A 20008-nucleotide genomic window follows, 5' to 3' on the forward strand; every position below is an offset into this window, starting at 1 on the left:
CGGGCTCAGATACCGGGGAGTCCGGTCTCCAGGCCGTCCAGCGCATGCGAGCAGATGCAGTCCCGGGAGGCCGGCAGCCCCTCAAGTGCCTTGAACAGCACGGTGCGCAGCCGGTCGACGTTGCGGGCGAAGACCTCGAGCACCTCGGCATGGGTGACGCCCTCGCCGCTCTCCACACCCGCGTCGAGGTCGGTCACCAGGGCCAACGAGGTGTAGCAGAGCCCGAGTTCACGGGCGAGCGCGGCCTCCGGGTGACCGGTCATACCGATCACCGACCAGCCGTTGCCGGTGAACCAGCGGGACTCGGCACGGGTCGAGAAGCGCGGGCCCTGGACCACCACCAGGGTGCCGCCGTCCACCGGCTCCCAGGCGCTGTCCCGGGCGGCGGCCAGCGCCGAGCTGCGGCCGTCGGGGCAGTACGGGTCGGCCATCGAGACGTGCACGACCTCGGGGACGCCGCCGTCCGGCAGCGGCAGGCCGTCGTAGAAGGTCTGCTCCCGCCCCGAGGTGCGGTCCACGAACTGGTCGGGGAGGACCAGCGTGCCGGGGCCGTACTCGGGGCGCAGCCCGCCGACCGCGCACGGTCCGAGCACCTGGCGCACGCCGAGCGAGTGCAGCGCCCAGAGGTTGGCGCGGTAGTTGATCCGATGCGGCGGCAGGCTGTGCCCGCGCCCGTGCCTGGGCAGGAAGGCGACGCTGCGCCCGGCCACCTCACCGACGAAGAGCGAGTCGCTGGGTGGCCCGTAAGGGGTCTCGACGGCGATCTCGGTCACGTCGTCCAGCAGCGCGTAGAGGCCGGAGCCCCCGATCACGCCGAGCTCGGCGCGCAGGTTGCGGGCGCTGCCTGTCATGGTGTCAGCCACGGTGACTGCCTTTCGGTCTCGTCCTGCTCCCACCTTAGGATCCAACGCCGTCAGGACCGGCGATCGTGGGTCTTACGGATGTACGACGGCTGCCGCCTTCTAGGGTGGACCTGCGAGGGTATGTCCGCCCTTGCCCACCATCGGAGCGGAACGGACTGCTGATGCTGATGCTGATAGCGAAGGGCGCGAACATCGCGCTGGCCACGACCGGAGTCCGGGTGGAGCTGCGCTGGCGCGGCGGGCCGGGGGTCCCCGACGCGGACGCCTCCGCGCTGCTGCTGGCGGGCGGACGGGTCCGCTCGGACGCCGACTTCGTCTTCTACAACCAGCCGCAGGACAGCTCCGGTTCGGTGCGTCACCTCGGAAAGCAGCCGGCCTCCGACGGTCCGGTCTCCGACGGCGTGGTGGACACGCTGACGGTGGCGCTGGAGACGCTGGACCACGAGGTGGAGACCGTGGTGCTGGCGGCCTCCAGTGACGGCGGCCCGTTCGGACGGTTGCCCGGTCTTCATCTGCGGATACTCGACACGGTCTCCGGTGAGGAGCTGGCCCGTTTCGAGGACACCGGCGCGAGCAGCGAGACGGCCTTCGTGCTCGGGGAGCTGTACCGGCGGGGCGGTGGCTGGAAGTTCCGCGCAGTCGGGCAGGGGTACGACAGCGGGCTGGCGGGGCTGGCCACCGACTACGGCATCCAGGTCGACGAGGAACCCACGCCGGCCGTCGACCACATCCCCGCTGCTGCCCCGCCTGCACTCCCCGTACCCCCGACGCCTGCGCCTGCGCCTGCGCCTGCGCCTGCGGAAGCCGACTACCTTCTCCCGCCCCCGCTCGCACCGGCCGCGCCGCCCGCACCGGCACCCGCACCCGCACCCGCACCCGCACCCGTCAGCCTCAGCAAGGTCTACCTCACCGCCAAGAACCCGATGGTCTCCCTGACCAAGCACGGCACCACCGGCGGCATGCTGCGGGTCAACCTCAACTGGACCTCCGCCAACGGCACGCAGGCCCCCGGCGCCTCGCACCGTCAGGGCGGCGGCGGTTGGCTGGCCAAGAAGCTGCGCGCCGCCCTCCCGGCCCAGGCACCCAGTGGGCGGGACCTCGACCTGGCCTGCCTCTGGGAACTCCACGACGGCAGCAAGGGAATCGTGCAGGCCATCGCCCAGCGCTTCGGCAACCTGTACGAGCCACCGTACGTCCAGCTGGCCAATGACGACCGCACCGGCTCGCTCGCCGACGGCGAGGACCTCTGGATCAACCTCGACCACTCCGCCGCGATCCGCCGCCTGCTGGTCTTCGTGTACTCCTACGACCAGCTCCCGCTGACCGGGCTGAACGGCCTGGCCACCCTCTTCCCCGCCGGCGGCCCGACCATTGAACTGGCGCTCGACAGCTGCGAGTTCCCCGCGACCAGCTGCGTCGTCGCGCTGCTGGAGAACAACGGCAGGGAACTGGTGGTCCACCGCCAGGGACGCTACTTCCAGCGCACCGAGCACCAGTCGAACCACGAGATGATAGATCTCGCCTACGGCTGGAACCTCCAGTGGTCCACCGGACGCAAGTAGAGCGGATGCAGGCGGACTTGGAGTGCTCGCCGGCAAGTGACCCATCAGCCTGGACAGTGCAGTCGACTCCGATGAGTGCCTGGAGCGGATCCGGGCGGGGCAGGCACGACCGGAGGAGCACCAACGGCGCCGAACCCTCGCGTTCCGGAACTCGCCGCTCCCATCCACCGTTCGGCGTACAGTGGCCGTCCCGAACGCGGGACAGCGACCGTCCCGCGCGCGGGACCGGACGGGCAAGGGTGGAGATGGCGACAGGCAGCTCAGCGGCGTACGGACACCGGCCTCTGGCGTGGCGGGTGCGGCTCACCGCACCGGTGGCCGCCGTGTTGGTGCTGCACGGCGGCGAGGTGGAGAACGAGGCCAGGCCGGGGCCGGTGAACCTGCCGGGGCTGCGGATGGGCGGCTTCGTGCGAGCGGTGGCCAGGGCTACGGCCGGCGCCCAGGTCGCCGTCGGCGTGGTGCGCTACCGGCACCGGGGGTGGAACGGTGAACGGGCCGACGCCGCCAGGGATGCCACCGCCGCGCTCGGGGACCTCGCCGAGGAACTCGGCCCGGTCCCGACCGTGCTGATCGGCCACTCGATGGGCGGCCGGGCCGCGCTCCGCGCAGCTGCCCACCCCTGCGTGACCGGTGTGGTCGCACTCGCGCCGTGGTGCCCCGACGAGGACCCGCACCTGCATCTGAAGGACCGTCAGCTGCTCACCCTGCACGGCGACCGCGACCGGGTCACCGATCCCGCCGAGACCCGGCGCTTCGCGGCCCGGGCCCGTACGGCGGGCGCCCAGGTCGCCGGATACACCGTCCACGGTTCGGGCCACACCCTGTTGCACCGCGCCTCGGACTGGCACCGCGCAACCGCCGGGTTCACGAGCGCGCTGCTCGGCCTGCGCCCGATGCCCGGCGCGGCGGCGGCTGCGCTGGCCCTGAAGGGCGACGATCCCGGCGGGCTCGAACTCGCCCTGCCCAGGAGGATCACCACCCCGCCGGTCCCCCGCCTCCCCGCCCCGACGATGACCGCATAGCGATGGACGCACAGCGGTGGCCGCAGGACGGCAACCGCAGGACGGCGACCGCAGGAGAAGGCGGTGCACCGGCGCCCACGGCCGGTGCACCGCCTCGTCGCGGTTCCCGCTCTCAGTGCAGGACGTCGAGCTCGTTGTCCGCGTCGTTGACGAAGTAGACCGCGTCGCGGTCCGGATCCACCGCGAGGCCGAAGAGCACGCCCGCGCCGGGCGGGGTGCCCTCGGAGTTGATCTGCTTGACCGCCACCTGGTCGCCCTTCGGCGTGGTCTCCACGATATTGCCGTCCCCACCGTTGACCGTCAGGATGTCGCCGCCGGGCGCGAGGGCCATGCCGAGCGGTCCGTTCAGGTTTCCGCCCGTGCTGATCACCCGTCCGATGCCGTCGCTGTCCTTCCGGGTCAGCGCGCGCGGGATGGCCGTGATCCGGCTCAGGACGGTGTCGGCGACGAAGAGCGTCCCGTCGTGATCGAGGGCGACGCCGGTCGGACCGACCACCAGGGCCGCCGGGTCGGTCTTCTCGGGGAAACCGGATCCGATCACGGTGGTGGCCACCCGCCGGGGCGGGGCGTCGCCCTCGCGGTACAGGGTGATCCGCAGCACGGTGCCCTCGTCGACCTCGTTGCCGCCACCGGCGACCGTGCCGTTCAGCACATTGGTCACGAACAGCTCGCTCCGGTCGCCGTGGCTGACGGCGGTCATGTCCCACGGGCCGTTGATGCCGTCGCCCGTGATCGTCTCGCGCACCGTGCCATGGCTGTCGAGGACCAGCAGGCAGCCGGCCTGCGGAGTGCCCGAGGCGTCGGTGGGCAGGCTGCCGACCACGACCCAGCCGCCGGGAAGGACCGTCAGCGCGGTGGTGAGCCCGACCCCGCCGGGGCACGGGCCGGGCAGATTCGCCGGGTCGACAGTGGCGAACGTGGTCTTCGCCCCGGCCGGGCTGATCTGGACCAGGGTGGTGCCGGTGCCCTGCTGGCCACCCGAGGGCCCCGAGTTGTTGAAGTTGCTGACCAGGACGTTGCCCCGGTGCAGATCTCCGACGCTCTCCCGGACCACGAACGTGCCGTACGGGTTCTGGTCACCGTTCTCCGGAACGGTGCTGGAAACCGTGGATACGGTGTGCAACCGGTCCAGGAACGGCTGGTGGCCGCCTCCGGTGCCGGTGGCCCCGGCCGGAATGGCGGCGGCCACCAGGCCGACGACCAGTGCCGCAGCAGCGGCCAGCGCGCTCGAACTCGCCCGAAGTCTCATGTACTTGCCTCCTGGAGGGCAGGCCGGGCAGCCCGAACAGCGGCCCTCGGCCCGCGGGAATGACGCAGAGCTGTCCCCCGGGACGCCACGTTAGGTCCGCCGGGCCGCCGCGCGCTCGGCGGCATCCGCCAAAGGCTGATCACGCTGCGTCACTCCCCGCCGATGTCACCGGACTCACCGTCCGCCCTCACCACCCCGGAAAACATGAGCCTTCCTCGCGTTCCATACGAGGCCCGCTGAGCCGCGATCAGGTCGCGGTACCAGGCACAGGACGCCTTCGGTGTGCGCCGCTGAGCCGCGAAGCCGAGGTGCACAGGCCCGAAGCGCTGGTGGTAACCCTCGGCCCGTCGAACACCCTGTCACCTTGTCCGCCCCGCCAAGCGCAGCGGCGATTGCGGTGCGACAGTCAGCGGCTGCGCCTCCAGGGATACCGATGCCGTCCTTGCTTGCCGGTGCCCGTAAGCGCCTGTGGCTGTTGGCGTGCAGGTTGGCGCACGCCAACAGCCACACGGTGACAAACCTTCGACGCCTGGCTGCCAGCGGCTCTGACCGATCCCACCGGGCACGGCTACGGCGACGCCCGCAGCGCCATGTTCGACGCCGTCCGAGCCGACCGCCCCGCTGCCACCTGGAAGAACGAGACCTTTGCCATGCCTGCTCACGCACGAGCCAACTCCTCCGGAATCGTTGGGAAACCAGCGGAATATGCCGGACCCAGCACGTCCGGATGCGACCACCCGGGGCGATCCTGCTGCCCGCCCAGCTCCAGGTAGGGCTAACCCCCGGTACGCCCAGCCGACGGGGAACGGGGGCGAGGACGAATGCCCAGGCCGCGGTGGCGGCGTCAGGAGAGCAGATTGAGATCGCCCTTGTAGCCCAGTACGGTGCCGGCGGCCACGCGCACCGCGGAGTCGGAACCGCCGGCGAGGGCGAGCAGCGCGGCGGTGCCCTCCGGTGTGAAGGGAGCATCGGCCCGCAGCAGCGGGGTGGTCCCGTCCGGCAGCGTCCGGTCCGGGTCCGCGCCGCCGTCGACCAGCGCGTCGGCGATCGTGTCGTCGTAGGCCACCACGGCGGCACACGGCACCGGGAGACCGTCCGCACCGGCCGCGTCAGGGTCGGCGCCGGTCTCCAGCAGCCGCCGCACCTTGTCGGCGTTCCGCTCCCGCACGGCCATGACGAGCCTGCTGTCCAGGTCCCCCTCGTGACTGCCGTGGCTCACTGACTCCATCCTCAACTGGTCTCCTGTGGTTCGGCGGTGGCGCTGGTCGTGGGGGTGGCCCGCGCGTACGCGGCGGCGCGGATCCGGGAGGGACCGCAGGCCCAGACCATGATCCGGCCGCCGGCCCGCGCCACCGGGCGGTCCCAGGCCGCGCGGACCAACCAGGGTCGGTGTACGGCGAGTTCGGCCCTGGCCCAGTCCGGAAGCAGGTCGATCGAAGCGTTCGTCAGCACCCGGACGGCAAGGCGCTCGCGACGGCTACGGCCGAAGCCGCGCAGCAGCCGGAGCACCTCAAGGGCGGGCGGCGTGACCCGCAGCTCAGGCCGGATCCGGGCCAGGTAGGCCACCACCTCGGCGCGGGACCGGGGTATGGCGGCGGCGCCCAGCCGTTCGGCGACGCGCGCCACCTCGGCGTAGTAGCTGTCGCACTCGGCGGCGCTCAGCGGGGTGGCGGAGAAGGTCTGGTAACCGGTCAGAAAGCAGTGCACCTCAGCGGCGTGCACCCAGGTGAGCAGTTCCGGATCGTCGGCCCGGTAGGGGCGGCCGTCCGGTGCGGTGCCGTGGATCCGCAGGTGGATCTTCCGTACGCCGGCTATCGCCTGCTCGGCCGCGGCCGTCGAGCCGAGCGTGGTGGTGGTGACGAAACGGGCCGTCCGATTGAGCCGCCCGGTCGGGTCGGCCCGGAAGTCGGAGTGCGCGTCGACGGCGGCCATCGCCAGCGGGTGCAGGGACTGCAGCAGCAGGGCCGCGAAGCCGCCCACCAGCATCCCGGCCGGGTGTCCGTGCACCCGCCACACCACGCTGGCCGGGCCGAAGAGGCCGGGGTCCCCGGCCGGGCGGTCGTAGCGCTCCAGGTGCAGGTCCTGCCCGTGCACGGTGGCGTTGATCTCGGCCAGCAGCCGGGCGCGCAGCGCGGCGAGCGGCGAGCGGCGCCCGGTTACACCGGTTCCTGACCCCACCATGCCCGCCCCTCGTCACCCCGGGCCACCACAGTACCGACGAGGGCCCGTATCGGTGCGGGAGCAGCGCAGCTGTTCGTCCGAGTGCAGGAGTTGCCCAGCGAGAGCTTGGCTCTCCTCCCGCAGGCGCCGGGCCTCGGTCTGCGCCTGCGGGAGGCTCCTCGTCGATCCGGCCCAGGTCTTCCCCGCCGACCGGGAGCTGCCGGGTCAGGCGTCCCGTTTCCGCGTGGATGTGCAGCCGTCGGCGAGCGAGGAGTGGCCGTCGACACACCACTCCAGCGGACGTGCCCCCTCCCCCTCCCCCGCCTCCGACGGCTTGGCCGCGCGACCTCCACTGTCCGATCACCCAGTCACGGGCGCTTCGCAATGTGCCGGTCACCAGTAGTCCGCACGCCCGGGTCGGGCTTCAATCGGGTCCGACCTCGATCAACCCGACACGGAGGATCCGGCATGAACCTGCACACATCGACGAAGCAGGCAGCGGACGTTGAGCCTCGGCGGCATGTCGCCGCAGGGAAGGCGCTGGCCATCGGCGCCCTCCTGGTCCTGGCGGCGCCGGGCGCCGCGTACGCCAACACCGTAAGCGTCACGGTGCAGACCCCCGGGGCCACCCTCGGTCCCACCACCATCGACTCCTCGGTCTCGACCAGCGCCAACTGCACCAGCGGGCTCGTCTCCGGCGGCGGGATCAACCAGGCCACCGGGACGGGCACGGGGGTGAACGGCAACCACGTGCTGGGCACCGAGCCCAGCCCCGACGGCAGCGCCGAATACACCGGCTCGGCCGGGGTCGTCGGCACCGACGTGACGTACTGGATCGCGAAGGGCGGCAGCGGAGGCCAGATCAACTCCTCGTTCTCCACCACCCCTTACGCGATGTGCCTGACCAGCAACCTGATCAACCACACCCAGGTCGTCATGAACAAGGCCAACACGCCCACCACCGCGACGACGGTGGGCCTCGTGACGGCGACCTGCCCGGCCAACACGGCCCTGCTCGGTGGCGGCGCCCTCGTCACACCGAGCAACACCGGAAACCTCAAGGCGATCGCAAGCTTCCCCACCTTCAACAACTCCGCCCACGACTTCGGCAAGAAGGCCGCCGCCGACGGGGAGACCAACCCCGACTCCTGGACCGCCGTGGGCTGGGACAACAGCACCAACGCCAGTAACCAGACCTATGCCTACGCGATCTGCAGCGGCACCGGCATCAGCGTCGGCGGCGTCACCGTGAAGGTCCGGTTCAGCGAGCGAACGGCCCGAACACCGGGAGCACCGGCCAGAACACCACCGTCGGCTGCGGCAGCGGGGACGGGAACCTGGTCAGCGGGGGCGCCTCCGTCAGCGGAGGCAATGTGACCACCACCGACTTCACCGGACCGGGCTCAGCCGGCGACCACCTCAACGGGAGCTTCCCCAGCGACTCCAGCGGCAATCCCGTCAGCAGCGGGACCACCACGGCGGCATCCTGGACGGCTTTCACGCACACCGGCGGAACGGCGTCCACGACCACTCACTCCGACGTCTGGGCGCTCTGCGCCAACGACGGCGTCTGAGCCGCCCACGCCACCGATCGATCCATCAGAAAGGCAGCAGTCGATGACGAAGAGGTTCCTTCGGACCGCCACCCTGGGAAAGGTGCTCGTGCCGGGCGCCCTGCTCGTCCTGGCGGTGCCGTCGCTCGCGTACGCCAACGCCGCGACCGTCACCGTCACGTCCCCCGGAGCCACCATGGGCCCCGCCACCCCCTTCACCGGCGTCTCGTCCCACGCGGACTGCGAACACGGTCTCGTCTCCGGCGGCGGGATCGACCAGACCACCGGCGACGACCGGGCGGGGAACGGCAACCACGTGATGGGCGTCACGCCCAGCGCGGACGGCCTCACCGAGTTCACCGGCTCCCCCGGGGTCGTCGGACAGGACGTCACGCACTGGCTCGCGTTCGGCGGAAGCGGGAGCAATTCCAGCCTCGCCTTCTCCTCCACGCCCTACGCCATGTGCCTCTCCAGCCACCGGATCAGGCACACCCAGGTCGTCATGAACAAGATCGCCGGCCCCTCCGCCTCGCAGACGGCGAAACTCGTCGTGGCGACCTGCCCCAAGGACACGGTCCTGATCGGCGGCGGCGCCCGCACCACCCCCGCCAGCGTCGGAAGCCTCAAGCCGATCGCAAGCTTCCCCACCTTCAACGACGCCGCCCACGACTTCGGCCAGAAGGCCGCAGCGGACGGCGAGACCAACCCCGACTCCTGGACCGCCGTCGGGGGCATCGGCGGCGGACGCGACAGCGGCAACACCACCTACGCCTACGCGATCTGCACCGGAGACCACGTCAACGTCAGGGGCCTCGCCACGAAGGTCCGTTTCGGCGAGGTGAGCGGCCCGACCACGGCCGGCACCCGCCAGACGGCCACGGTCGGCTGCGCCTCCCCTGCCGGGGACCGCCGCCACGGGAACGGGCGCGACGCGTGGCAACTGGTCAGCGGGGGCGCCGCCGCCAGCGGCGGCAACGTGACGACGACCGACTTCACCAAGGCCGGGTCCGGCGGAACCCACCTCACCGGCAGCTTCCCCAGCGACTCCGCCGGCACGCCGGTCGGTGACGGAACCACCGAGCCCGCCTCCTGGACGGTTTCCGTCCACGCCGGGGGGTCCCCCTCCCCGAACACCTACACGGACGTCTGGGCACTCTGCCTGAACACCCGTGACGGGAACGGGGAGCGGTAGTCGCGGCTGCGTGGCTTCCTCGTCCCGCGATGGCGGTCCGCACCGCACCATCGCGAACGGGGAAGCCGCTCGGCGGCGCTCGTACGCCTCCGCCAGCATGCCGTTCCAGAGCACGTCACCCATAAGGTGACGCACCGTCTGGCCCAACGGATCGGGCGTTCCTCCGGCCTGACCGCTCATGCGACGACCTTGGAAGCCGCCGAGGCGTGCACACAGACAGGCCGCACGCTCGAGGAGGCGGCACCTTCCGGGGCTGCGCCTCGAGGAGTCGCTGGTCGTGGCTCTGCACGCGGCCGATCCTGCTGTTGATCGCGGCCCTCGGGTGTTCCGATCCCACGGATGTCCATGCCCTGCCGGAGGGTCAGGCCGGTGAGCCGGCACAGCAACAACCAGGTCGCCGTGACCTCTCGGGTTGGGGGCCTTGAGGACCGGGCAGTGCTCGTAGGACGTGGCGTACGCCGCCGCGAGGTGGTGCAGGTAGACGCAGAGGCGGTGGGGTTCGAAGGTTTCAGCAACGACGCCAATGGTGGCGCCGAACTCGGCGACCGTTTCCCCGGGACGATGCTCGGCGAGATCGGCGACGCGGCACTGCCGGCCCCGGAATCGCTGGTCGCCGTCATCGGTCAGCGTCCGGACCAGGTCTCGGCGCTGCCCGATGCCCGACAGGTCACCGCCCTGATGACCACCGTGCCCAGCTCGTGCTCCGACTGCGCGGTCGGTACCAGGTCCGACACCATGGACCGCATCCTCTCGGTCGTGGCCGCTGCGCTGATCTTCCCGGTGCTCATGTTCATCGGCACCGCGACCAGGCTCTCCGCGGCCCGCCGGGAGCAGCGGTTCGCCGCGATGCGCCTGGTCGGCTGGGCGCCGAGATTCCGGCAAGCGGTAGTCAACTCATCGTATCGGGTGAGTAGTTGTGACCACAGCTGCTTTCCTTCCGGGACCGGGATGGTGAGGAACGCGTCGGCCCGCTGTGTCGCCCGGGCGAGGCCGTCGCAGGTGGCACCCAGCTTGCCCGGTGCCGCGTCGAACTGCGCGTCGGAGGTGGCGTCCACGACGGCGTTGAACGCGGAGACGTAGTCACGCTCCGCGACGTAGAGTTCGTCGAGGCGGTCCAGCCCCCCGACCGCGGCCCATGCCTGGACCTCGAGCAGTGCGACTGACGGCGAGGGCGTACCGACCGACTGGTCCAGCATCAACTCCGGGGCCTGGTTGTGTGAGGCGGTCGAACCGGAGGACTGCACGGTGACCGCCGTCGTGACCGCAACTGCGGCCGCGGTGATCGCGACGGCCGTGAGCCGGACGCCGAGCCGTCGCCCTTCGCGAGGCGGCTGCTCTGCGGTGGGCCGCGCTGTCAGGTACTGCCCGGCTCGGCCGGGGCGCCGCCACAGCAGCCGGGCGCCACGGCCCGCGAAGGCGGCAAGGCCTGCCGCCTGCGTTCCAAGGGCCAGTGCATAAGATCAGGTCGCGGTACCAGGCGTAGGAGGCCTTCGGGGTGCGGCGTTGGGTGGTGAAGTCGACGTGGACGTCGCCTTTCGAGCCGGTGAACCACCAGCCTCCCGACGGGTCAGCGCAACCTTATGCGTTGATTAGCGGCGCTTGTACTCACGGGTTCCCGCGTCAAAATGACCCTACGATCGGATCAGCCGGTCCTCCTCTGCCCCGGAGGGCCGGCTCTCTCTCCCACTTTCCCGGATTTCCACGGAAACCGAGCAAGGAACGGTGGATGTGCCGGTGCCACTAACCCTCCGGGCACGTCCGCAGAGAGCAGCGGAACTGAAATCCATTGCCGACACAGTGTCCCACCGATGTTTCGTCGCGATCGGGGTCGCGGCAGGCACCCTAACCTGCCTGCCGGCTTTCCTGATCCGGGCGCCTCTCTCCGTCAAGGCTCCGCCAGGGGCCCTTCCCGAGCGATTTGGACACCACCCCTATGAATATCCCGGCCGCATGGTCCAACGAAGCATGGTGGCCGCAGGACGAACCACGTCACCAGGAACAACGGCCCCTGCAGGAGACCTTTCAGGCACCGGAACAACAGCCTCTGCGGGAAACCTCCCAGCCGCACGAGCAGTGGCCACCGCAGACCACGCCCGGGCCGGAACACAACGGGACGTGGCAGGGATACGAGCCGACCACGGCTCAACTGCTGCCACAGGGCGTAGCGGGGAGCGTGATCGATGCCGGCTCGCCCGTGCCCGTCCCCGTCGGCGCGTGGCCTCCCTGGTGGACCGGTCCTCACCAGCCCACCAGCAGCATGCCGTACGACACGCAGCCCCTTTACCTTCCGGCACCCCACCTGTCGGCGTCCGTCCACCAGATGCCGCTCACCAACCCGATGCTCTCGTACGTACCCGTCGGCTATCAGGCGCCCGTGCCGTACTCCGAGCTCGGCCCGGTGCCCGCGTACCCGATGCCCCCGATCGGGACAGTGGTCGCCGAGGCGTCCACCCGGATGGTGAGGTGGCCCTCACCGCTGGTGCAGCCGCCGGTCCAGCCCCCGGCGGAGCGCTATCACGTCCAGGACGTGCAATCACTCCAGGGTGACCCGCTGCCAGCCGCTCGGCTCGCGCCGGAGCAGCAGGAGCTCGAACCCGGACTGGAACTGGAATCCGGGGCAGAGCTGGTGCCATGGCTGGAGTTCGCCCCCGAGGAGTTCCTTCCCAAACTCGTCAGCGAGAGCGAGCCGGTGAAGGTCAGCGTGGACAACAACCGCTGCCACATCTACGGCATCTGCCAGCAGGAGGCCCCCGAGGTCTTCCGCATCTCCGAGGGTGGCTCACTGCACTACACCGGCAACGTAGCGGCGAGGTTCGCGGCCAAGGCACGGCAGGCGGTCCGCTGCTGCCCGATGCAGGCCATCGCCATCAGCGGCGGCGCGGCGCCCACCCCGGGCCGCCGCTCCCGCAGCGCCACGGCGAGCCGGGACGGCTACCGCCGGATCGTGGTCGCCGGGGGCGGTCTGGCCGGGCTCAGCGCCGCGAGCAGACTGCGCGAGCGCGGCTTCGACGGCGAACTTGTCCTGGTCGGTGAGGAACTGCGCCGGCCCTACAGTCGACCGCCTCTGTCGAAGCAGTTCCTGGCCGGTGAGCTGGGCAGCGAGGATCTCACCTTCCGAGCCGACGACTCCCTCGATGCCCACTGGCTGCTCGGCACCCATATGATCGGACTGAACGCCGAGAAGAAGACTCTGGAACTCCGGGGCGGTGAACGGCTTCCCTACGACGGCCTGGTGATCGCCACCGGCGTCGACGCCAAGCGGCTGCCGCAGACGCCCGTCGTCAGCGACCGGATTCGCACAGTGCGGACCCTGACGGACGCGGCCGCGATCCAGCAGGCCATGCACGCGGCCCGAGCCCACCATGTGGTGATCCTCGGCGGCGGCTTCGTCGGCTGCGAACTCGCCTGCACCGCACGCGACCAGGGCATGGACGTCACCCTGGTCGTGCACAGCGCTCCGCTCCTGCGCAGGGTGCTGGGCAGCAAACTGGGCGAAGTGGTCGGGCGCATCCAGGCCCGGGCCGGGGTCGATGTCCGGCTCAGCACGAAAATCAGCGAGTGGTCCGACACCGGCTCAGGACTGCGCCTGCGACTGGACGACGGCGAGATGATCGACGCCGACTTCGTCGTCCTGGGACTGGGCAGCGTGCCGCGCACCGAATGGCTGCACGGCAGCGGCCTGGACGTCACCGACGGCGTGCTCTGCGACACCACCTGCCATGCCGTGGATCTGACCGGCCGTCCGGTACCCGGCATCGTCGCAGCAGGCGATGTGGCGCGGTGGCCCAACGAGAGGTTCGACTCCACGGCCCGACGGGTGGAACACCTGATCCACGCGGTCGAGATGGGTCAACACGCCGCCGACTCCCTGCTCCAAGGACCCACAGAGGCCGAGATGTTCACCCCGGTCCCGCGCTTCTGGTCCGAGCAGCACGGAACCCGGCTGCAGGCGGTCGGCATGCCCGCGCTGGGAGAGCGGATGGAGATCGTCGAGGGCTCGCTCCGCTCCGAGAGCTTCGTCGCCGCCTACAAGCGCGACACGCCGCAGGGCACCCAGCTGGTGGCCGCCGTGGCCTTCGACATGCCGCGACAACTGCTGGACTACCGCGACCGCATCGGCCACACCGGCCCGCTTGCACAGACCCCGACACCGAATACAAGGAGGCGCCGATGAGCCGCCGAGCATCCCGTCGCAGACGGAACTCCTCCCGGAAGTCCGGTGGTCAACTGCCGCACCTGCTCAGCCTGCCGGCAAGAAGGAACGTCCGTTGGCGCTTCATCGCCACCGTGATGGTCGTCGCCACGGGCCTCTACCTCCTGGCCATGCTGGCCGCGCCGCCGATGCCCCCCAGCAAGGCACCGACGCCTGGCGACAGCAGTGTCGCGCCGCAACCGCCGGACGACCAGAACACCTGACGAGCACTGGTGGCCCCGGCTCCCGATCGCTGGTCCGGGCGGACGACAGATCGGGCCTCGCCCCGGCGGGCGCCACCGTGTTCCGGCGCCCCGTCCCCGAACGCGCCGGAGGAGCGAGGAAGAGGACGCAACCGCGCCGGAGCCGGAGACTGCGTCCTGGTGACGAAGTGGCGGGTGAACGCAGCCTTATCCGTTCATGAGGGGGTGCGGCGGCACCGGTCGTTCACCGCCGGCTGCCCATATAGTCAAGTTCAGCCGGTTCCGGCAACTCCCGCCGGGGCTGCCCCCTCCCGCGACAAAGTTTGCAAGGCGCCCACGGGCACCTCGCAACGCCCGCCTCTCGGCACCGAGTTGCTCACACCCGGCGCGTCGTCCCGAGTCGCCCGCGTTCCAGCCCTGTCCCCAGTCCGAGAGGTCACGCAATGGCCTTCCCGCGGCCGCGAGCACCTACTGGCCACGCCCTCGCCGGTCGACTCGCCACCGGACAGTACGCCAACAGCTCATTCTCTTCTCCTCTCTTGCCAGTTCGCCTACCGCAACCGTCCTGGCGCTCCTCATGACCGCCAACTTCGAGAAAGCGATCTCCATGCCCGAGAGCACAACTGCTCAAGCGCAGCAGACTGCACCCACCCGCCGTGCCATGCTCTGCGGAACGGCCGGTATCGGCGGTGCAGCCGCACTGGCCCTGTGCGGCTGTTCGTCGCCCGCGTCGACGGGATCCGCCGCGATGGGAACCGACGACGCCTCCACTCCCACCGCCATGGGTTCCTCAGCGTCCGATGACGCCGCCGGCTCGCCCGCGTCCAGCGGTGCTGCAGATCCGTCGATGTCCAGCGGCGGTACCATCCTCGGCCAGGCGATGGACGTGCCGGTCGGCGGTGGCATGGTCTTCCCCGCCGCCAAGGTCGTCGTCACCCAGGCGTCCGCTGGACAGTACAAGGCCTTCAGCGCCGTGTGCACTCACAAGGGCTGCACCGTCTCCAGCGTCTCCGGCGGACTCATCAAGTGCCCCTGCCACGGCAGCGCCTTCAAGATCGCCGATGGCTCGGTCGCCGAGGGACCAGCCTCCTCTCCGCTACCCTCGGTCCCGGTCAAGGTCGACAACGGGAAGCTGGTCATCGGAGGCTGACCGTCTCCCCCGGCGCCGGGTAGCAGCCGGCGCCGGCCCCGGCGCAGGGGCGCCGATGCTGCTGAGGTGTCGGGAGGGTCAAAGTGGTGCCGTCGACCTTCCCGACACCTCGGCGAGCGCGGAGTTCCCCGGCCGGCCGGGGACCTGCCGGGGACAGGGGTGGAGTGCGTATCCGCAGGCGCGGGCCGCCGCGCTGGTCGAGTGCGGCACCCACGCCGTGTTCGCGGCCCACGTCGCACCACTCACCGTCCACGAGACCGCGCTCGCCCAGGAGTTGTTCGCGTCCCTGACGCCCGGGATGCTCCTGCTGGGTGACCGCGGCTTTCGCGGTCTCGACCTGTGGCGGGCGGCGACCGCGACCGGCGCCGACCTGCTGTGGCGCGCCAAGAGCGATGCAGTCCTGCCGGTCCTGGCCGTGACGGAGGACGGCTCCTACCTCTCGCAGATCTTCGCGGCCCGGAACAAGAACCGCCGCGCCGACCCGACCCGGGTCCGCGTCATCGATTACACCCTCGGCCGAACGGACCGCGACACCACCGTCTATCGGCTGGTCACGAGCATCCTCGGGATCCGGTGGGGGACGCGCAGCGGTTGTCGCCGGACGCGCAGGAGGCCTTGCGGATGCGGGCCGTTCGGGCGGGACGGGAGCGGCGCGAGGTGGCTGAACTCTTGGGTGTGAGAGCCGAGTCGGTCGTCGAGTGGTGGGCGGCATGGCAGGCTGGCGGCCGTGAGGCCCTGGTCTCCGGCCGGCGCGGACGACGGCCGTCGACGTGCCCGCCGCGGAGCAGGGCACGTCGACCCGGCGGAAATCACCTGCACCTCAACTACGAGACCGGGCCGGACCCTCCGGGAGCAGCGAGGGTCCGGCCGATCGATGAGTCGGCTGCACGGGTCGGTGGTGGGTGGTGCCGGTGGTGCGCCTGCCAGCGAGGTCGCCGGTAGGCGCACCACCGACCGGGTCGCGCCGGTTCAGTGGCGGGTGGAGAGCAGGTCGTTGGCCAGCTGATCAGCGACCGGGGTGCCCCAGCCGGTGACGCGGTCGTAGCCGGCCTTGGCCCGGAAGTCCTGGTTGGCGCCGGAGGTGACGTCATGGAACGCCGAGCCGTGGTTGCCGGAGCGGGCCAGTGCGTACAGTCTGGGGTTCGCCTCACCGAGCACTGCCTGACCCGCGGCCTTGGCCTTCTGGTTGTACAGCGCGGTGAAACCGGCCCACAGCGGAGCGGCCGCCGAGGTGCCGCCGAATATCTGCCAGCTCGGGCCGGCCTGGCCCTGGGTGAAGATCGCGAAGCCACTGTCGGGGTCGGCGTTGGAGGCGACGTCCGGGACGGTGCGCGCAGTGGTGTTGACGCCGGTGCCGGCCTGCCAGCTCGGCTTGCCGAAGACCTTGGAGCTACCTCCGCCCGAAGTGCTCCAAGCTCGCTCCGCGGAGTGGGCGTTGCCGTTCACCCCGAGGTTGGTGCCGCCCACGCCCGTGTTGTGCGGACTGGAGGCCGGAAAGTCGACCGCCGTCACGCCGGAGCCGCTGGCGGAACGGCTGCAGTCGCGCGAGCCGTCGTCGCCGGAGGCCGAGAAGACGGAAATGCCCTGGGCAGCGGCCTGCTTGAAGGAGTTGTCCACGGCGGTCGTGATCGACGTGGTGGTGTCCGGCTCGCACGAGCCCCAGGAGATCGAGATGACCGAAGCCCTGTTGTCAGCGACGATCTTCGCAGCCATGTCGACCTCGCCTTGGTCGCTGTTGGGCGCCTCGTAGATCAGCTGTGTGGCCTTGGGGGCGACACCGCGCACGATCTCACTGTCCAGCTCGACCTCGCCCTGACCCGGGCCGGGCCGGGAGTCATAACTGGCGCCGTCCACCGGGACGGTCCGCACGACTGGTCCGACCAGGCCGAACTGGCGGTCGTAGGTGGTCAGATCGGACGCGCGGTAGCCGTCGAACTCCCAGAGGGCGACCGTGGTACCGGTACCGTTCGCACCGAGCTTGCCGAGGTTGTAGGCGCCGTCGTACTGGGCCGGGCCGTAGCCCCTGGGGGTGGCAGCCGGGGTCGAGGCGTCCGGCTTGGCTATTCGGGTCGTGCGGTTGGTGTGGTTGTCCAGACCGATGATCCCCCCGACGACGTTGGCCAGGGCGGACGGCACCGAGGCGGCAGAGTCGTTGGCGTAGAACGTCCGGTTCTGCACGCCGTCGACGTACATGCTCTCGTGGGTTCCAAAGGCCCTGGCGATCCGGTCGGCCGCGCCACTGGCATTGACCACCTGCCGATTGGCACTCACCCCGGTCACGGTCAGGCCCTGGGACTTGAGGAAGCCGGTGACCTTGTCCACGTCGTCCTGGGTCGGGCCGTACGCGGCCATGAACTGGTTCGGCGTCAGATACCTTCCGAACTGCGGATCGCCCGGGGCCGATACCGCCTTGAGGAACTGGTCGAGGGCGCTGGTGTTGCGCAGCTTGAGGTTGACGGAGACCGCGAGCGGCTGGGCGGCGGCGAGGGAGCCCTGTTTCCGGGAGAGGGACAGGGCTGGGGACATGGTGTCCGGCAGCGCCACTCGGGCGGTCGCGGCCTGGGGCGCCAGCGCGGCATTGGCGCTCATGGACACCGCGGCCAGCGAAAGCGCGGCCAGGGCAGCGGACAGGGCGAGCGAGCGGGATCGCACAGGCTCCTCCGAAGAATAGGGGGCGTCTTCCGGATTTGGGAACGCATCGATGAGCCTCACGGAAAGCCTCTTAGAGGGGACTTAACCCAGATATACCGCTAGATGATCGATTCCAAGGTGGCAGTGCAGACAAGCCGTCACGCCCGTCAACAGTCGAAGACCGACCAGCAGATTGCGTTTCGCAACCGCTGATCATCTAGGACAAGTTCACGAATCACATCCGGGAGCTGTTCGCGCTGCCAACGGCACTCGAGCCTGCCGGCGCTCTCACCCTCCCGTCCGGGGGCCGCCGCACGCACGGCCTTGATCGCGTAGGCCGCAGCGCCAAGCTCGTGTGCGGCGACATGCGCCACCACCGCCGCCTGGGCGTCATCCGCAGGTGAACGGTCAGCCCTGGCGCTGGTCCAGGGCCGCCTGACCGGTGGACCAGGCCCAGGCGGCGATACCTACGCGGTTGCGGGCGCCGAGGCGGCGTTGGATGGCGGCGAGGTGGTTCTTGACGGTGCCGGGGGAGATGAAGAGGGCCTCGGCGATCTCGGAGTTGGTGTCGCCTCGGGCGACCAGGCGGGCGATCTCGGCCTCGCGGGGGGTCAGCTGCGCGGCGGGCGAGGGCGGGGCGGGTGGGGGGTTGAGCTCGCGCAGCAGGCGGACGGTGATCTGGGGGCTGATCAGGGTGTCGCCGGACATCGCGGAGCGGACGGCCTCCGCCAGCAGGGTGGGGCTGGAGCGCTTGAGCAGGAAGCCGCAGGCGCCGTTACGCAGGGCGGTGTGCACGTACTCGTCCAGGTCGAAGGTGGTCACCACGACCACCCGCAGTGGATCGGCCACCTCCGGCCCGGCCAGCGCCCGGGTGACTTCGAGCCCGTCGCAGCGCGGCATCCGGATGTCCGCGAGCACGACGTCGGGCCGAAGCCTCCGGGCCTGCTCGATGGCGGCGACGCCGTCGGCCGCCTCCGCGACGACGGTCATGTCCGGCTGGGCGTCGAGGATGATCCGGAATGCGCTGCGGATGCCGGCCTGATCGTCGGCGATCAGTATGCGAGTGGACATGGGTGACATCATGTCAGCCGTTCAGCGGCAGGACGGCCGAGGTCCGCCAGCCGCCCGGCGTGAGCGGCCCGGCGGTCAGCGTCCCGCCGAGGGCCTCGACCCGCTCGGCGAGCTGGACGAGGCCCAGGCCGCTGCTCCGCTCCCGTACGGCAGGGGTGCCCCCGGCCTCGTTGCTGACGGCGATCTCCAGCGCGGGCCCGGCGGCCCGGCGGACCGTCAGGTGGACGGCGCCGGTGCCCGGCGCGTGCCGCCGTACGTTGGTGAGCGACTCGACCGCCACCCGGTAGGCCGTCGCGCTGATCTCGCGGGGCAGCCGCTGTGCGAGCTGCGGGTCGACGTCGAGGCGGACGGCGGCGCCCTGGGCGGCGGCGAACCGCTCGGCGAGCTCGGGCAGGTCGGCGAGGGTCGGCAGCGGCTTGCGGTCCGGCGTGGGCGGCTCGTCGTGCAGCATGTGGACGGTACGGTCCATCGCGGCCAGCGCCTGCAGCGCGGCGTGCTCGATCCGCCCGAACATCTCGGCCGCCGGCCCGTCCGCCTCGGTGACGTACCGGCCAGCCTGGGCCAGCGCGAGCATCTCACTGACGTCGTGGGCGACGAAGTCGTGCAGATCCCGGGCCAGTTCGAGGCGCTGGCTGCGGCGGGCCTCGGCGACCGAGCGGGCGCGCGCCTGATCGAGCGAGCGCAGGTACCCGCCGCCCGCGGCGGCCAGCAGCGCGATCACCGCCCAGAAGCCGACCGCCGGAAGGGCCGTCATGCCCGGTGGCCCGAACCGCAGGAACCAGCAGGAGGCCGCCACCCCGGCGGGCACCGCCGCCCTGCCCTGCCCGGCCCGGACGGCCAGCACGACGAGCAGCAGCAGCGAGCCGACCTCCAGCAGTACGACCGAGGACGTACCGCTCAGCGGCTGCGCGCCACGCAGCCGGACGGCGACGGTCGCCAGCAGCGACACCACCCCGGCGGCGGGGGCGGCCAGGCGGGCCCGGAGAGCCAGGGCCAGCACCGCCCCGGCGGCCGCCAGAGCGGCGGGCAGTGCCACCAACGGCCCAAGGATCGGCGCGAGCGCCGCTCCTGCGAACAGCAGTGCGACAGCCGCGCCGAGGCCGACCCGCGTACGGGCGGTGGGAGGAAGCATGCCCCGAGCCTATCCGCGCCCGTCCGCG

General features: G+C 71.1%; 17 protein-coding genes and 2 pseudogenes. 9 read left to right on the forward strand and 10 right to left on the reverse strand.

The window, feature by feature from the left end; genetic code table 11:
* Positions 1-5 precede the first annotated feature (5 nt).
* The gene (locus P3T39_RS21955) at positions 6-851 is read right to left on the reverse strand and encodes an S-methyl-5'-thioadenosine phosphorylase (RefSeq protein ID WP_280700259.1); all 846 of its coding nucleotides are present in this window, start codon (positions 849-851) and stop codon (positions 6-8) included.
* A gap of 173 nt (positions 852-1024) precedes the next feature.
* On the opposite strand from P3T39_RS21955, the gene P3T39_RS21960 reads away from it, so the two are divergent.
* On the forward strand, positions 1025-2425 hold the full coding sequence (locus P3T39_RS21960; protein ID WP_348534372.1) for a TerD family protein: 1401 nt from the start codon (positions 1025-1027) through the stop codon (positions 2423-2425).
* Positions 2426-2670: 245 nt separating this feature from the next.
* Positions 2671-3447 carry an alpha/beta family hydrolase gene (locus tag P3T39_RS21965; protein ID WP_280700181.1) on the forward strand — a complete coding sequence of 259 codons (777 nt, stop codon included), beginning with the start codon at positions 2671-2673 and terminating at the stop codon, positions 3445-3447.
* A gap of 112 nt (positions 3448-3559) precedes the next feature.
* On the opposite strand, the gene P3T39_RS21970 is transcribed toward P3T39_RS21965, so the two are convergent.
* The 4 genes and pseudogenes from P3T39_RS21970 to P3T39_RS21985 form a co-directional block, all read right to left on the reverse strand.
* Positions 3560-4696: a hypothetical protein gene (locus P3T39_RS21970; protein ID WP_280700182.1), complete on the reverse strand. Its 1137-nt coding sequence runs from the start codon at positions 4694-4696 to the stop codon at positions 3560-3562.
* Positions 4697-4929: 233 nt separating this feature from the next.
* Positions 4930-5040: pseudogene (locus tag P3T39_RS21975) on the reverse strand (family 1 glycosylhydrolase); the annotation flags it as partial.
* A gap of 500 nt (positions 5041-5540) precedes the next feature.
* A complete protein-coding gene (locus tag P3T39_RS21980; RefSeq protein WP_280700183.1) occupies positions 5541-5924 on the reverse strand; it encodes a hypothetical protein in 384 nt (127 codons plus the stop codon).
* A 2-nt stretch (positions 5925-5926) separates the two neighbouring features.
* A complete protein-coding gene (locus tag P3T39_RS21985) occupies positions 5927-6877 on the reverse strand; it encodes an oxygenase MpaB family protein (RefSeq protein WP_280700184.1) in 951 nt (316 codons plus the stop codon).
* A gap of 447 nt (positions 6878-7324) precedes the next feature.
* Between P3T39_RS21985 and P3T39_RS21990 the strand changes: the two genes are divergently transcribed.
* The 3 genes from P3T39_RS21990 to P3T39_RS22000 are packed head-to-tail and all read left to right on the forward strand — an operon-like array spanning position 7325 to position 9601.
* Positions 7325-8233 (forward strand): hypothetical protein, encoded by a 909-nt coding sequence (locus P3T39_RS21990; protein WP_280700185.1) that lies wholly within the window; start codon positions 7325-7327, stop codon positions 8231-8233.
* Positions 8230-8430, forward strand: coding sequence for a hypothetical protein (locus tag P3T39_RS21995; RefSeq protein ID WP_280700186.1), 201 nt, complete (start codon positions 8230-8232; stop codon positions 8428-8430). Before P3T39_RS21990 ends, P3T39_RS21995 begins: the two co-directional genes overlap by 4 nt.
* A 43-nt stretch (positions 8431-8473) precedes the next feature.
* Positions 8474-9601 carry a hypothetical protein gene (locus P3T39_RS22000; protein ID WP_280700187.1) on the forward strand — a complete coding sequence of 376 codons (1128 nt, stop codon included), beginning with the start codon at positions 8474-8476 and terminating at the stop codon, positions 9599-9601.
* 623 nt (positions 9602-10224) lie between these two features.
* Here P3T39_RS22000 and P3T39_RS22005 read toward each other — a convergent pair.
* Positions 10225-10845, reverse strand: coding sequence for a hypothetical protein (locus P3T39_RS22005; protein WP_280700188.1), 621 nt, complete (start codon positions 10843-10845; stop codon positions 10225-10227).
* 1013 nt (positions 10846-11858) lie between these two features.
* On the opposite strand from P3T39_RS22005, the gene P3T39_RS22010 reads away from it, so the two are divergent.
* The 4 genes from P3T39_RS22010 (at position 11859) to P3T39_RS22025 (ending at position 15825) form a co-directional block, all read left to right on the forward strand.
* On the forward strand, positions 11859-13775 hold the full coding sequence (locus P3T39_RS22010) for an FAD-dependent oxidoreductase (protein WP_280700189.1): 1917 nt from the start codon (positions 11859-11861) through the stop codon (positions 13773-13775).
* A complete protein-coding gene (locus P3T39_RS22015) occupies positions 13772-14017 on the forward strand; it encodes a hypothetical protein (RefSeq protein WP_280700190.1) in 246 nt (81 codons plus the stop codon). Before P3T39_RS22010 ends, P3T39_RS22015 begins: the two co-directional genes overlap by 4 nt.
* Before the next feature lie 556 nt (positions 14018-14573).
* Positions 14574-15146 carry a Rieske (2Fe-2S) protein gene (locus tag P3T39_RS22020; RefSeq protein ID WP_280700191.1) on the forward strand — a complete coding sequence of 191 codons (573 nt, stop codon included), beginning with the start codon at positions 14574-14576 and terminating at the stop codon, positions 15144-15146.
* A 55-nt stretch (positions 15147-15201) separates the two neighbouring features.
* Positions 15202-15825 (forward strand): transposase, encoded by a 624-nt coding sequence (locus tag P3T39_RS22025; protein WP_280700192.1) that lies wholly within the window; start codon positions 15202-15204, stop codon positions 15823-15825.
* Between the two features lie 290 nt (positions 15826-16115).
* Here the strand turns inward: P3T39_RS22025 and P3T39_RS22030 are convergent, their stop codons facing one another.
* The 4 genes and pseudogenes from P3T39_RS22030 to P3T39_RS22040 all read right to left on the reverse strand — a co-directional run bounded on the left by P3T39_RS22030 (position 16116) and on the right by P3T39_RS22040 (position 19980).
* Positions 16116-17798, reverse strand: a complete 1683-nt coding sequence (locus P3T39_RS22030; protein ID WP_280700193.1) for a S53 family peptidase — start codon at positions 17796-17798, stop codon at positions 16116-16118.
* 146 nt (positions 17799-17944) lie between these two features.
* A pseudogene (locus P3T39_RS37610) lies at positions 17945-18163 on the reverse strand (putative immunity protein); the annotation flags it as partial.
* 22 nt (positions 18164-18185) lie between these two features.
* Complete coding sequence (locus P3T39_RS22035; protein ID WP_280700194.1) at positions 18186-18848, reverse strand: response regulator transcription factor; 663 nt, start codon at positions 18846-18848, stop codon at positions 18186-18188.
* Between the two features lie 13 nt (positions 18849-18861).
* Positions 18862-19980 (reverse strand): histidine kinase, encoded by a 1119-nt coding sequence (locus P3T39_RS22040; RefSeq protein ID WP_280700195.1) that lies wholly within the window; start codon positions 19978-19980, stop codon positions 18862-18864.
* Positions 19981-20008: the final 28 nt, after the last annotated feature.

Origin of the sequence: Kitasatospora sp. GP82 (assembly GCF_029892105.1) — a bacterium.
Classification (GTDB): domain Bacteria; phylum Actinomycetota; class Actinomycetes; order Streptomycetales; family Streptomycetaceae; genus Kitasatospora.

Coding starts and splice junctions, on each gene's coding strand:
- P3T39_RS21965 (WP_280700181.1), top strand. CDS start 2,671: ATGGCGACAGGCAGCTCAGCGGCGTACGGACACCGGCCTCTGGCGTGG.
- P3T39_RS21960 (WP_348534372.1), top strand. CDS start 1,025: ATGCTGATGCTGATAGCGAAGGGCGCGAACATCGCGCTGGCCACGACC.
- P3T39_RS22000 (WP_280700187.1), top strand. CDS start 8,474: ATGACGAAGAGGTTCCTTCGGACCGCCACCCTGGGAAAGGTGCTCGTG.
- P3T39_RS22025 (WP_280700192.1), top strand. CDS start 15,202: ATGCTGCTGAGGTGTCGGGAGGGTCAAAGTGGTGCCGTCGACCTTCCC.
- P3T39_RS21985 (WP_280700184.1), bottom strand. CDS start 6,877: ATGGTGGGGTCAGGAACCGGTGTAACCGGGCGCCGCTCGCCGCTCGCC.
- P3T39_RS21970 (WP_280700182.1), bottom strand. CDS start 4,696: ATGAGACTTCGGGCGAGTTCGAGCGCGCTGGCCGCTGCTGCGGCACTG.
- P3T39_RS22010 (WP_280700189.1), top strand. CDS start 11,859: ATGCCGTACGACACGCAGCCCCTTTACCTTCCGGCACCCCACCTGTCG.
- P3T39_RS22015 (WP_280700190.1), top strand. CDS start 13,772: ATGAGCCGCCGAGCATCCCGTCGCAGACGGAACTCCTCCCGGAAGTCC.
- P3T39_RS21980 (WP_280700183.1), bottom strand. CDS start 5,924: ATGGAGTCAGTGAGCCACGGCAGTCACGAGGGGGACCTGGACAGCAGG.
- P3T39_RS21955 (WP_280700259.1), bottom strand. CDS start 851: ATGACAGGCAGCGCCCGCAACCTGCGCGCCGAGCTCGGCGTGATCGGG.
- P3T39_RS22020 (WP_280700191.1), top strand. CDS start 14,574: ATGACCGCCAACTTCGAGAAAGCGATCTCCATGCCCGAGAGCACAACT.
- P3T39_RS22040 (WP_280700195.1), bottom strand. CDS start 19,980: ATGCTTCCTCCCACCGCCCGTACGCGGGTCGGCCTCGGCGCGGCTGTC.
- P3T39_RS22035 (WP_280700194.1), bottom strand. CDS start 18,848: ATGTCCACTCGCATACTGATCGCCGACGATCAGGCCGGCATCCGCAGC.
- P3T39_RS21990 (WP_280700185.1), top strand. CDS start 7,325: ATGAACCTGCACACATCGACGAAGCAGGCAGCGGACGTTGAGCCTCGG.